Below are 12,976 nucleotides of genomic sequence, written 5' to 3' on the forward strand. Positions count from 1 at the left end.
TATTTTGTGGCTCGTCTGCATACATATCAGAAGGAGTGAGAAGTGGATGGAGGAGATGTAGGTGGATACACAGCCAATTCGAAAATGGTACACGCTGGCGGCGACAGACGTGACCGAAGCCCTTCACAGCGATGCGGCGCAGGGATTGACTCAGCAGGAGGCGGAGCGGCGACTGGCAAAGCAAGGTGCCAACCAGTTGGCTGAAAACAAGCGCAAGCCTCTCTATACAGTCTTTCTCGATCAATTTAAGGATTTTATGGTACTCATCCTGTTCATTGCCACGTTGATTTCTTACTTTCTCGGGGAGTACCTGGACGCCATCACGATCATCGCCATTATCATCATCAACGGGATTCTCGGTTTTATACAGGAGGCGCGGGCGGAGCGGTCCCTGCAAGCGTTGAAAGAGCTGGCTTCGCCAATGGCGAGGGTGATGCGGGAAGGGCACCTGGCGATGATTCCTGCCTCACGTCTAGTACCGGGGGATTTGGTATTGCTCGAAGCTGGAGACCGCGTGCCTGCAGATATGCGCCTGCTCGCGGCCAATCGTCTGGAGATCGAGGAATCGGCACTGACCGGGGAATCGGTGCCCGTCAGCAAATCAATTAAGCGACTGGAGGTTACAGCTGCAGCCCAAGTGCCGCTTGGCGATCAGAAAAACTTGGCCTTTATGGGAACGATGGTGACGGGGGGAACGGGGAGTGGCATCGTAGTTGCCACGGGCATGGGCACAGAAATCGGGAAAATCGCCCACCTGATGAACACCGCAGAGGAAGCAGAGACACCTCTCCAGCTGCGTTTGGAGCAAATGGGCAAGATTCTCGTCGTCGTAGCGGTGCTGCTCACCATTGTAGTGATCGGGGCAGGGGTGTGGCATGGCCATGAGCTGTTTACGATGTTCCTCGCCGGGGTAAGCTTGGCGGTTGCCGCGATTCCGGAAGGGCTCCCTGCGATTGTGACGGTTGCGCTGGCGCTGGGTGTACAGCGAATGATTCGCCGCAATGCGATCGTGCGCAAGCTGCCCTCGGTGGAGACACTCGGCTGCGCTTCTGTCATTTGCTCGGATAAGACAGGGACCCTCACACAGAACAAGATGACCGTCACGCAGGTTTGGCACAGCAATACCTTGTATGAAATAAGCGGCAGCGGCTATGCGCCGGAGGGCTCCTTTTTGCTACAGGGCAAAGCTGTTTCTCCTACTCGTGATGGCGCGCTTAACCAGATACTTCGGATTGCAGAGCGATGCAACAACGCACGTCTGACCTGCGAAGAACAGAGCACACGCAATTTGCTGGGGATGGGAAAAACGACACGCTTTTGGCATGTTGTGGGGGACCCGACAGAAGGAGCACTCAAGGTACTCGCGGCAAAAGGACAAAACGGGACTGTCGATCGGGGGAAGATGGGTCACCAATCGGTGCGCGTAGAGGAGCTGCCGTTTGATTCCGATCGGAAAATGATGTCTGTCGTGGAGAAAGGCTCGGACGGCGTGCATTCTCTGCTTACCAAAGGTGCGGTGGAAGCTGTATTGGCACGTTCCACGCACATCCTGTGGAAAGGTGAGCTGCAGCCGCTCTCGGCGACGATACGCCACCAAGTCCTGGAGCAAACAGAGCTCATGGCGGGGAAAGCATTGCGCGTCTTGGCCTTTGCCTATAAGACCATGCAGGGCTACCGTCCCGCTCAGCCTATCGGCTCAGTGGAAAATAACCTCGTGTTTGTCGGGGTGGCAGGTATGATCGACCCGCCTCGCGAGGAAGTTCGCCCGGCGATCAATCTGTGCCACCAGGCGGGAATCAAAACCGTCATGATTACCGGTGACCATAAAGTGACGGCTGAGGCGATCGCCAAACAAATCGGTCTGGTAAGAGGCTATGGTGAGGTGCTGGAGGGGCGTGACCTGGATAATTTGTCCGACGCTCAGCTGTCCGAATACGTAGAGAGAGTCTCGGTCTATGCACGCGTGTCGCCGGAACACAAGCTGCGCATCGTACGCGCCCTGCAGAGCAAAGGGCATGTCGTGGCGATGACGGGAGACGGAGTGAACGATGCACCTGCAATAAAAACGTCGGACATCGGCATTGCCATGGGGATTACGGGTACCGATGTCACGAAGGAAGCTGCCGCGCTCGTGCTGCGTGACGACAACTTCGCGACGATCGTCGCAGCTGTAGAGGAAGGGCGCAACATCTACGACAACATCCGCAAATTCATTCGCTACCTGCTGGCTTCCAACGTGGGTGAGATCCTCGTCATGTTTTTCGCGATGCTGTTAGGCCTGCCGCTGCCGATGGTGCCGATTCAGATTCTGTGGGTCAACCTCGTTACAGATGGCTTGCCCGCTATGGCACTGGGCGTCGATCAGGCAGAGGCCGATACGATGTACCAGCGCCCGCGGAATAAAGCGGAAAACATCTTTAGCAGAGGACTCGGATGGAAAATCATCAGCCGTGGCTTCCTGATCGGGGCGATGACGCTCCTTGCCTTCTGGCTGACGCTGCGCGAGGATCCAAACAATCTGGTGCATGCCCAAACAGTTGCTTTCGTTACGTTGGTCATGGCTCAGCTTATTCACGTATTTGACTGCCGCAGCCAGTACAGCGTCTTTCACCGCAATGTGTTTGAAAACAAGTATCTGGTCTGGGCGGTTATTTCTTCGCTAGTGCTCGTTCTCGGGGTCGTCTACATCGATGCGCTGCAGCCGATTTTCAAAACAACGGACCTGTCCTTCCGCGATTGGGCACTGATCCTGGTCACTTCTGGAGTGCCTACCTTTGTGGCGGGAATCGGGGGAGTTCTGGCAAGCGGCAGACCAAAGACCAGCAAGCAAAAACGCTCGTCCATGCGTACCGTGCGTCCTGACTAACCGAAGCGGCTTCTCGCCGTGAAGCAGAAAAGAGGGTTGGGAGCGTGCGTAAGAAAACAGGCGGGTGGCGAAGACGGGGCAGGAGAATACTGGCTACGACTTTGTTCACCATCATCGGATTATTCGTACTGTTTCTGTTGGCAGAAAAGCAGATTGAACCTACGCTGATGCTGATCGCCCAGGCGAAAGCCGACCAAGTGGCTAAGCTGGCTATTACAGACGCGATTACCAAAAGGCTCAGCCAGCAAGGACTGGATTTCAATCAGGTCGTGCTTATGGAAAAGGATCAGGCGGGGAATATCAAAGCCGTTAATTTCAACTTTCGGGAGTATTCCCGCATTGTTGGAGAGACGACTGCTCGGATTCAAAACAGACTAAAGGAATTTGAGAGCGAAAACGTCAAGATGTCCGTTCCGCTAGGTGTAGCGACGAGAAACGCATTTCTCGAGCATCTAGGTCCTGAGGTGCCGATCTCGTTTGTTCCCATCGGAGCAGTCAAGACCTGGCTGGAAACCGGGATGAAGCAAGCGGGCATCAACATGGTGCTGGTTACCGTCTACATTTACGTAGAAGTCGATCTGCGGGTCATTATCCCGTTCGCAACCGATCAGCAGACGGTGACTACCCAGATTCCCATCACCGAAGCGTTGATTGTCGGCAAGGTTCCGACCTATCTTTACAACAATCCGTCAGGCAAGCCCGATGTGCCGATGCCGCGCAGCGGACAGATCATCCAGCCCCAGCCGTAAAAATTATTTTGAAACGTTTGTTGCATGCTGTCGTCCAAGTTATAGAGACACTACACAGTAGGAAAAACATTGGAGGAGAAAACAGCATGAAAACAATACGTACAGGTATGATGACGTTGGCGGCTCTGGCCGTTTTGGGAACAAACGTAGTATCGGCAACCTCCGAACCAGTAAAGGAACTTTCCGTTAACGTAAATGGAGAGCATATCGAACAGGCAGCGATTTTTGATAAAGGTCAGCAAACGGTACTGGTTCCTCTGCGTGACGTAGCCGAGTCCCTCGGTTTCCAAGTAAAATGGAACGCTGAGCTGAAAGCGGCAGAAGTAAACAAAGGAGCGATCGCAAGCTACGCGAAAGTCGGCGAAGATCGCTACCCATTTGCGAAAATGTACAAAACGCTGGGTGCAGAGCCGAAGCTGCTGAACGGCAACACCTACGTGCCAGTAGCTTTCGTCGATGAAATCCTGCAAGCCGAAGTAAACGTAACCGACGATGCCGTAACCGTGGTAGACGAGGAATCCGACGTGGCTCCAGTCCGTACCGGAACTATCACGACCCTCAATAAAAGCGAGGATGGCCGCGTATCCTTCCAGTTGAACGGATATGAGACAGGAATCATCCTGCACGTGGATAAAGATACAAAAATCACAACAGCTGACGGCAAAGAGCTGAAGCCAGAGGATCTGAAGCTGGGGATGGAAGTGGAAGCAACTCACCAAAAATTCATGGCGATGAGTATGCCGCCGCAATCCGGTGCAGTGACCATCGTGGTAAAAAGCAGCCTGGAAACCCCTGAGGTACTGGGTACAGCCGGTAAAGTGGTAAGCATCGATAAAGACCAGGAAGGCACCTACAAAATGGTGGTAGAAGGACGCGCTCTGACAGAGAATGCTCCTGAAAAAGTAGCGCTGATTATCAATGAGGATACCAAAATCGTTAGCGCGAAAGACAACAAAACGCTCACGCCAGAGGATCTGAAAGCAGACATGAACGTATTTGCTTACTATGGTCCAAAACTGACTCGCAGCCTGCCGCCAATCGGTGTTGCGGAGAAAATCGTCGTCGAATAAGGAATTAGAAGCGGAACGGCACAGGCTGTTCCGTTTCTTTTTGTCGTGGAGCGGGACGCAGACTGCACAGACCGGCGATGAGAGCTACGCCAGCACAAAGACAGGCGAGTACGGTGAAGCCCCAGGTCTGATACACAGGGCCGCCTACATACGAGCCAATCGTCATCCCGATGTACATGCCTGTGATGTTCCATGCCATGATTCTTCCGAGGTGGTCAGGGTATTCCCGTGCCAAACGGGATTGATACGAAGGAACAAAGGCATAGCCTACAAATGCCCAGAGGAACAGTAAGGCAAAAAGCCAGATTCCCTGCTGGTAGAACAAGCCTACAATGACGAGACAGGCGGTCAAAGTCAGCAGACTGGCAGATGAAATGGCTTTGGCCCCCCATTTGTCGGACAGGCTTCCGCCGTTCAGGCTGCCGAGCATGGCTCCGACCCCATACGCGATGAGAGAAGCTGCGATCTGAGAGGGACGAAAGCCGACATCCTCCGTCAGTGCCGTACCCAGATAGGTGTAGACACCGTACATGGCTGCTGCCCAGTAAACGGTGACGAGGACGGAGCGAAACATCAAAGCGACAGAGGGAGCCGAGCTTTGCCTGGATGCTCCTGTGTGATTTCGCTGCGGCCAAATGGCGAGGTTGATCCAGGCAAGCAAAAAGCTGACAGCGGCGATGAGCCAAAAGGTAATACGCCAGCCGAGCTGGTCAGCGATCAAGGTGCCGATCGGCGTCCCTGCCCAAAGGCCCGTCAGATTGCCAGAGACCACGACGGACAACCAAGCTGCTCTACGGTTAGCAGGAGCCAAATCACTGACGAACGCATAGACACAGGGGGCGATTGCTGCCAGTGCCAATCCAGCCACAGCCCTGCTGATGAGCAGCATGCCAAAAGAATGGGTAAAGCCGGTCCATAGGTTGGCGAGACAAAATAGGGTCAGTCCTCCCCATAGCAGGAGGCGCCGTCGGTTTGAATAACGGTCAAACAAAGCGCCCATCAAAGGAGAACCACAGGCGTACATGATAGACATGGCCGTCACGAGCCAGCCAGCAACGGCGGGCGACACGGCAAATTCCTCGGCGATGGAGGGCAGCAAAGGTGAAACAATAAAGACATCAGTCCCTACGATGAACAAGGTAAAGGCGCCTGTAATCAACCAGACGGCAGCGTTCTTCACGACATCCCATTCCTCCTGACAGAGCCGTGCAAAATAGATGCTGCTATCAGTTATATGGAGAGATGGAAAGGGGGTGCCTACACCTGCGTGGAGGGATCAAGGGGATAGGCCATGCAAAAGACGCGGCCAAGCTTCTCTGAGACACGCTCCTCGTAGGTAGTAAATCCATACGCTTCATAAAATGGTATGACAGCCTGATTCTTTTCTAAGACAGCGAGATGAAGAGAATGATAGCCGTTTTCCCGATACCAAGCGGTCAGGCAATCGAGAAACTCTTTGGCGTAGCCTCTTCCTTGTGCCCGGCTGTCGATCATGATCAATCCAAGCCACGGATGTCCGTCGCACCAAAATAGATAAAGAGTCAATAGCCATACTAGTCCAGCCTGAGGTTAAGGGAATTCCCCGATACACTTTCTTGCCCGTAAACTCTACAATAGCGGTATGGAGATTGTCTTACGAGGAGGAGCGCATGAGTACGTGGAGAGAAGACCTGGATACGTCCAGTGAAATGTTTTCGCTGATGCAGTCCATCTTTGCGAACGTCAGCGATGCCATCCTGGTGGTAGACCGCGACGGGTTGATCGCAGCGGTCAATGCCGCACTAGAGCAAATGACAGGCTGGACCGAGAAAGAATTGGTCGGGATCAAACATATTTGTGAGCTTTGTCTGGGGATGGCGACTTGCATGGAAGAGACGTCCTGTGCCGATTGCTTCTTCAAGCAGGTGCAGATGCCATCCTTTGAGATGCGCCTGCGAACTCGTGACGGCAGGGACTATCCCGTAACAGCGAGTTCTGCGAGATTGCCTGATGGCGCAAACGGCGAGCTGGTGATGGTGATCCGGGACATGTCTGCCCAGCAGCGCGCAGAAAAAGAGCGTTACCAGCACAAGCTGACGAACTACGCGATTGCTGCGCAGGAGGAAGAGCGCAAGCGTATTGCTCGCGAGCTGCACGATGGGGTTGGTCAGGCTCTTTACAGCATTTTGGTAGGATTGAACGTCGTTGGACAAGGACATTTGAGTGACCCGATCCGGCAGCATGTGAATGATCTTTTGCAGATGACTTCCAAGGCGATGGAAGAGGTCAAGCGGATGGCACTAGAGCTGCGTCCCTCCGCGCTGGATGACTTGGGGCTTTTGCCAGCCTTGCGCTCGTTGATGAAGAGGGTAGAGAAAAGCTTTGACATCCAGGTGGAGCTCCATGTTCAGGGAGAGCGCCGGCGCTATTCAGCAGCGATGGAAACGGCTCTCTACCGCATCGTTCAGGAGGCAATGACCAACACGGCCAAATACGCAAAGGCAAGTCAGCTGGGGATCGTGTTTGAGGACAGAGAAAAAGAAGTTGTGGTGACGATCGTAGATGATGGCGTCGGTTTTGAGGTAGAGAAGGCTTTGCATACGGGCAAGGGCTTGGGTATTTTCGGTATGAAGGAACGGGCACAGCTGCTAGGAGGTACAGTGGATATCCGGTCAGCTCCTGACGAGGGTACGACTGTCATCGTGCGCATTCCGGTTTCAAAGGAGGAGACGTAAACATGGCTATTCGCGTGCTGATCGCTGATGATCACGCCATCGTCCGTTCAGGGCTGGGGATGCTGATCAACGCCCAGGAGGATATGGAAGTCGTAGGGTATGCAGCAGATGGAAAGGAAGCGTGCGAGAAAGCCGGAGAGCTCCACCCGGATGTCGTGCTGATGGACCTGAGCATGCCCCCGGGGGAAAACGGTTTGACGGCAACCGCCAGACTGAAGGGGACGGCACCGGACATCCAGGTGCTCGTCCTGACCATGCATGATGATGAGGAGTATTTGTTCCGCGTCTTGCAGGCGGGTGCCGCAGGCTATATCCTCAAAAGCGCTCCGGACCTGGATCTTATTGCCGCGATCCGCTCCGTTCAGAAGGGAATGGCGTACCTGTATCCTTCTGCGACGAAATCGTTGATTGAGGAATTTTTGCAGATGGTGAAAAGCGGCGAGGAACAGGCGAAATACGAAATTCTCACCGAGCGGGAAAAGGAAGTGCTCGTGCTGATCGCCAAGGGCTTCAGCAACAAGGAAATTGCCGAGCAGCTGACTGTATCCGTGAAAACGGTTGAATCGCATAAGGCACATATCATGGAAAAGCTGCACCTGCGTACGCGGCCGGATTTGGTTCGGTACGCGATTAAAAAAGGGTGGCTCGATTTTGAATAGCAGGCATCGTACAGACCAGACCCGGGATATGATACCCGGGTTTTTCCGTTTCCGAATTTCAGTATTTTTTCAGGATGCACTCGCTATGATGGGGGGAGAAAGGAAGAGAAAGGGCGGTAGGAAATAAATGGGGAAACAATCGAAATGGACGAAATGGAAAGTGGGAGGCGGCCTGATGGTCTCTCTGGCCGTTCTCTTCCAGGTGGTGAAGGCAGACCCAGCGTTTGGGAAAGCAGTACAAGCAGCACAAGAAAATGAGGATTCCTACGACTCCGAAGAGACTGAACAGGCATCATCGGAAATGATGCCGGTCGATGACGAGGATGACCACTCCGATGCGGATGACAAGCCATCCGCTCTCCCGACTGTACCCGCAGTGTCCATGAAGACAGCGGTTCAGAAGCCAGCAGGGCATGATTCGGTCACTTCCGCTCATACGCAAAAGAGCACAGGCTCTTCGAAGCAGACGGTAACATCCAAACCGCCGAAGAGCCAGAAGACATCCTCCAGTGTAGCTCCAAAAGCAGAGTCAGCGGCACCATCCCCTGCTGCCAAAACGCCTGCTCCTGCGGTGAAGTCAGAGCCACAACTACAACCATCACAATCACAGGAGACTCCACCTGCAGAAAGTACAGCAGCGTCGGTGGATGCGAGCAAGGAAACCAGCATGGAAGCGGAGCCCCAACCAGAAGAAAGCCCATCTACGAAAACGGAGACCAAGGCTGCCAAGAAGAAAAAGTCACATACAAAAAGCCACCGATCGTGAATGGCTGCCGAAGGAGAGGGTCTTGATGCAACTAGAGGTACCCTTGCATGTCTATCGCTCTCGGGCCATGAATACCGATATCGAAGCCGTCTGGGAACGCGAGGCTCTTCGGGAGAGCACTTCGCTGGAGAAGATCGTAGACAAGTGGTTCCAAGTGGTTGAACAGCGTTTTAGCCGGTTTATCCCGGACAGTGAGCTTTCCTATCTAAATCGCCGTAGTGGAAGTCTGACGCTAGTATCGGGAGCAATGGTGGAGGTGCTGTCCCTGGCAGACACATTTCATATTCAAACAGAAGGCATATTCAGTCCATTCGTGTACGATGCGCTTCATGCTGCAGGCTACAGCCAATCCTATGACATCGTGAAACAGGCAGATGCGGTGACGTCAGGCGGGCCAAGCTTTGGCGCTTATTCCATGACGATCCATCCTGGGATGAAAGCGGTGCAGCTTCATACCGGCACACGCCTTGATCTGGGCGGGATTGTCAAAGGATGGTCAGCCGAAAAATTGGGTGATAAGCTCAAGCTCACATATGGGGTCAGACGTGGATTGGTCAACGCAGGAGGAGATGTGCAGGTATGGGGAGGAAGCAGCGCACAAGAGCCATGGAACATCGGTATCTCCAGCCCGTGGCATCCAGAGGAGGAGCTGGCGTTGGTTTCCTTGAGAGACGGGGCAGTGGCCACCTCCAGCGTTTACGGAAGAAGATGGAACCATATAAAACATGGCGTCCAGCATCATCTGATTGATCCTCGCACCATGCGTCCTGGCAGCAGCGATGTCGTCCAATGCAGCATCGTTGGGGACAGTCTCATCTCCTGTGAAAGTTGGGCGAAGGTTATTTGTCTGTTGGGGCTGGAGCGTGGACTTGCGCTGCTGCAAGCCAAATGCCCACGCATGGAAGCGCTGATTGTTTCGAAGACAGGAGACCTTCATTTACTCCGACGACATCAGCAGGAAAAGGAAAGATGGGAGACGGAGCATGTCGATTTTATACATGAGGCGGCCAATTAGGGGAAAGGAGTGCATGTTACATGACAGAATGGATCTTGCAGCTGCCTACCTGGGAGATGATTCGATTTTTCGGTTTGCTCTCGTATTATTTGCTCTTTGCGGGTGTTGTCCTTGGCATTAGCTACAGCTTCCCGGGATGGACTCCTAAGACAAAGGGAAAACTTTACAGGCTACACGGAGCAGTATCGGTTTCCGGTATGTTTATAGGCGTTTTTCATGCTATGCTGCTAGTGATTGATACGTACATGCCTTTTTCGTGGTATGAAATCCTGCTGCCATTTGCCGCTTCGCATTCCCCTGTCGTAAATGGGCTGGGAACGCTTGCGGCATACGGTATGGCAATCATTATTTTGACAACCGATCTGCGAAATAAACTGCACCGAAAAGTATGGCGAGTCATTCATTTTGCCTCTTATCCGACTTTTGTATTGGCGCTTGCTCACGGAATCGGAGGAGGCACGGACACCAAAGAGGGATGGATTTTTTTATCCTACGTCGTCACGTTTGCTGTTGTCTCGATTCTCTTGATTGCCAGAGCCTTTCTAGGAGGGAAGCGCAGCCTTGCACATTCTGCTGGTAGAAGATGATCCTAAGCTGGGTCCATTAATTCAATACAAATTAAGTCAGGACTATCATACAGTCGAATGGGTGGCAGACGCCGAGCTCGCTATGGAGTACCTAAGGCAGACCCACTATGATCTGTACATTTTGGACTGGATGATGCCCAAAAAAAGCGGTCTTGTGCTCTGTGAGGAAATCCGTGCAAGCCATGACTGGACCCCCATTCTGATGCTGACCGCACGAGATGCCATCGATGATCGCGTGACCGGACTTACGCGAGGAGCAGATGATTACCTGGTGAAGCCATTTGCTTTTGAAGAGCTGTTCGCCCGTATTCATGCGCTTTCGAGGCGAATACCTGTAGCTCAGAATCAGGAGCAGAGCTGCGAATACGCGGGAATCAGGCTGAACAGACAGTCACATGAGGTATGGCGAGACGAAAAGCTGCTTAACTTAACCAAAAAAGAGTTCCAACTGCTGGAGTTCTTCCTGCGCCATCCGGAAAAGGTCCTCACGCGGGAGCAAATCATCAATTACGTGTGGGGGCTAGACGCAATGATCACTCCTAATGCTGTCGACGCAGCGATCAAGCTGCTAAGGAAAAAGGTGGACGACGGGTTTGCGCAAAAGCTGATTCATAATGTCAGAGGTGTCGGATATCGTCTCTATGAAGCGGAGGAACACGAGCGTGTTTGAGCAGACGAGGAAACGTTTGACCCTCATGTACAGCGGGATGCTGGCTTTGATATTGCTGGTGGTGTTTGTCGGTTTCTATTGGACGCTCTCCGCGATCATGCTTCGCAATGAGCAGGCACAGCTGGAAGCAATCGGAGAAAAAGCCATTCATGAGTGGAAGGAATCGAGGGAGAGAAAGCTCCTTCCCCAGAGCTCGGAGGAAGAGGGGCTTATCGTTGAGAGGAGGATGGACTTCGATTTCTTGCAGCCTAACCAGCTATTCATGCTCGTGACAAAAGAGCAGCAGCTTTTCAAACTGAATGCTGAGCATGACAGCCAGCTAGCATCGGCTATTCAAAAAGCGATTTTGGAACATGAGCCAACCGCTGGGAGGATCGCGCATATCTCCGTAACAGCTGCGGGAGAAAATAAAATCTTTGCCGTCTACCGGCCCTTCTTCGCGGAAGACGACGCCCAGCTCTATCTTGCAGAAGACGTTTCCCGCATGGAGCAGCTTCTGCATCAAATGAGATGGACGTTGATTGTAACCGGAATTCTTTTGCTGGGGGGAGCGGCGCTGGTCGGCTACTGGTTTTCAGGACGTGCGATGATTCCGATCAATCAGTCCTATAAAAGGCAAATAGATTTCACAACGGATGCTTCGCACGAATTGCGCACACCGCTGAGTGTCATTTTGTCATCCGCCGAAATTTTGCAGGAAAAAAAGGAGTCGCTGCCGGCCTTTCACCAAACGGTGCTGCAAAGCATGTTGGACGAGATTCACCGAATGCGCAGGCTCGCGGATGATCTTCTGACATTGGCCAGAAGTGATGTCGAGGCCAATCAAAAACGCCATTTCCAAAAAGTGGGATTGTACGGACTGATTCGCGAGGTGGCCGAACGGATGCAAATCAAGGCATCTGCGAAAAAGGTAAAGATCGTTAATCGAGCCGCTCTCGAAGGAGTCTACCTAATGGGAGACGGAGATTCCATCCGTCAGCTGTTCTACATTTTGCTCGATAACGCCGTAAAGTACAGCGAAGAGGGGAGCGAGGTAGTCGTAGACGCGGTACTGGATGGGACAAACCGGGTAGTATGCTCGGTTCGCGACTACGGCAACGGCATTCCCAAGGAAGATTTGCCGTACGTATTCGAGCGTTTCTACCGCGCGGACAAGGCGCGTTCGAGGGAAGTGGAAGGGACCGGACTCGGACTATCGATTGCAGCCCAAATTGTAAAAATGCACAAAGGACAAATCAGCGTTAGCAGTTCCAAAGAACAAGGAACCCTGTTTAGTGTTGTCCTTCCAATCCTATCGAGTTAGCCAAGAGGTGATTTTGATCATGACACGCCAAGCAAAACAGCATTGGATCTCAAATAAGACAGAACGAACCTTGGTATACACAGCCCTCGTACTGGCTATTTTCATCGTGTTTTGGGGAAGCTGGCAGCTCTATCAGTATCCAGGAGACACCACTCACACGCGGGCGTTTAAATCGGTCTTTAAGGATTACGGTTCAATGGCAAGGCTTGCGCTCTTCGTCGTTCTCGCCCATTACGCAATCCTGTTTCTGTTTGAGAAGGGTCTAGTGGACCGGTGGAACCAAGTGAAGCAATGGCTGGTAAAAGCATCGCGCCTGGCTCGCCGCTGGCATACGCCTGCCGCCCTGGTGGCACTGTCGTTAATCGTCTTGCATGTTGTCGGAGCCTTTCTGTACGGAATTGAGCTTAATTTTGAGAATGTGAGCGGAATTCTTGCCGTCTGTGTGCTGATTCCTGTGCCGATATCTGGGCTTTTGAGGTACCGGAAGCTGGACAAGAAGTGGCATATGCGTTCAGGGATTGCGTTTGCCGTTCTTTTTTTCCTACATGCTTTTCTATAAATGATATAGGTAGAGTTT

At 52.8% G+C, this 12,976-nt stretch carries 13 protein-coding genes; 11 read left to right on the forward strand and 2 right to left on the reverse strand.

Going from position 1 to position 12,976, the window contains the following annotated elements; all coding sequences use genetic code 11:
- Positions 1-61 precede the first annotated feature (61 nt).
- The 3 genes from ACLIN2_RS02305 (at position 62) to ACLIN2_RS02315 (ending at position 4,685) form a co-directional block, all read left to right on the forward strand.
- Positions 62-2,866 (forward strand): calcium-translocating P-type ATPase, SERCA-type, encoded by a 2,805-nt coding sequence (locus ACLIN2_RS02305; RefSeq protein WP_411503130.1) that lies wholly within the window; start codon positions 62-64, stop codon positions 2,864-2,866.
- A 44-nt stretch (positions 2,867-2,910) separates the two neighbouring features.
- Positions 2,911-3,615 carry a sporulation protein YunB gene (gene yunB / locus ACLIN2_RS02310; protein WP_092270611.1) on the forward strand — a complete coding sequence of 235 codons (705 nt, stop codon included), beginning with the start codon at positions 2,911-2,913 and terminating at the stop codon, positions 3,613-3,615.
- An 86-nt stretch (positions 3,616-3,701) separates the two neighbouring features.
- The gene (locus ACLIN2_RS02315) at positions 3,702-4,685 is read left to right on the forward strand and encodes a copper amine oxidase N-terminal domain-containing protein (RefSeq protein WP_400586968.1); all 984 of its coding nucleotides are present in this window, start codon (positions 3,702-3,704) and stop codon (positions 4,683-4,685) included.
- Between the two features lie 4 nt (positions 4,686-4,689).
- Here ACLIN2_RS02315 and ACLIN2_RS02320 read toward each other — a convergent pair whose 3' ends face one another.
- Positions 4,690-5,865 (reverse strand): MFS transporter, encoded by a 1,176-nt coding sequence (locus tag ACLIN2_RS02320; RefSeq protein WP_411503131.1) that lies wholly within the window; start codon positions 5,863-5,865, stop codon positions 4,690-4,692.
- Positions 5,866-5,942: 77 nt separating this feature from the next.
- Positions 5,943-6,230: a GNAT family N-acetyltransferase gene (locus ACLIN2_RS02325; RefSeq protein WP_246070866.1), complete on the reverse strand. Its 288-nt coding sequence runs from the start codon at positions 6,228-6,230 to the stop codon at positions 5,943-5,945.
- 104 nt (positions 6,231-6,334) lie between these two features.
- Here ACLIN2_RS02325 and ACLIN2_RS02330 point away from each other — a divergent pair, with 104 nt between their 5' ends.
- From ACLIN2_RS02330 to ACLIN2_RS02365, 8 genes are all read left to right on the forward strand, one after another.
- Positions 6,335-7,399: a sensor histidine kinase gene (locus tag ACLIN2_RS02330; protein WP_400586963.1), complete on the forward strand. Its 1,065-nt coding sequence runs from the start codon at positions 6,335-6,337 to the stop codon at positions 7,397-7,399.
- Positions 7,400-7,401: 2 nt separating this feature from the next.
- Entirely contained in the window at positions 7,402-8,058 is a 657-nt protein-coding gene (locus tag ACLIN2_RS02335) for a response regulator transcription factor (RefSeq protein ID WP_400586961.1), read from the forward strand.
- A 127-nt stretch (positions 8,059-8,185) separates the two neighbouring features.
- Entirely contained in the window at positions 8,186-8,824 is a 639-nt protein-coding gene (locus ACLIN2_RS02340) for a hypothetical protein (protein WP_411503132.1), read from the forward strand.
- Between the two features lie 25 nt (positions 8,825-8,849).
- Positions 8,850-9,839 (forward strand): FAD:protein FMN transferase, encoded by a 990-nt coding sequence (locus ACLIN2_RS02345; RefSeq protein WP_400586957.1) that lies wholly within the window; start codon positions 8,850-8,852, stop codon positions 9,837-9,839.
- A 20-nt stretch (positions 9,840-9,859) separates the two neighbouring features.
- Positions 9,860-10,426 (forward strand): ferric reductase-like transmembrane domain-containing protein, encoded by a 567-nt coding sequence (locus ACLIN2_RS02350; protein ID WP_092271052.1) that lies wholly within the window; start codon positions 9,860-9,862, stop codon positions 10,424-10,426.
- A complete protein-coding gene (locus tag ACLIN2_RS02355; RefSeq protein ID WP_411503133.1) occupies positions 10,401-11,096 on the forward strand; it encodes a response regulator transcription factor in 696 nt (231 codons plus the stop codon). Before ACLIN2_RS02350 ends, ACLIN2_RS02355 begins: the two co-directional genes overlap by 26 nt.
- Positions 11,089-12,399: a sensor histidine kinase gene (locus tag ACLIN2_RS02360; protein WP_411503134.1), complete on the forward strand. Its 1,311-nt coding sequence runs from the start codon at positions 11,089-11,091 to the stop codon at positions 12,397-12,399. Before ACLIN2_RS02355 ends, ACLIN2_RS02360 begins: the two co-directional genes overlap by 8 nt.
- Before the next feature lie 19 nt (positions 12,400-12,418).
- On the forward strand, positions 12,419-12,958 hold the full coding sequence (locus tag ACLIN2_RS02365) for a hypothetical protein (RefSeq protein ID WP_400586952.1): 540 nt from the start codon (positions 12,419-12,421) through the stop codon (positions 12,956-12,958).
- Positions 12,959-12,976 lie beyond the last annotated feature (18 nt).

The sequence above is a fragment of the Brevibacillus centrosporus genome (assembly GCF_046622605.1).
GTDB classification, from domain to species: Bacteria; Bacillota; Bacilli; order Brevibacillales; family Brevibacillaceae; genus Brevibacillus; species Brevibacillus centrosporus.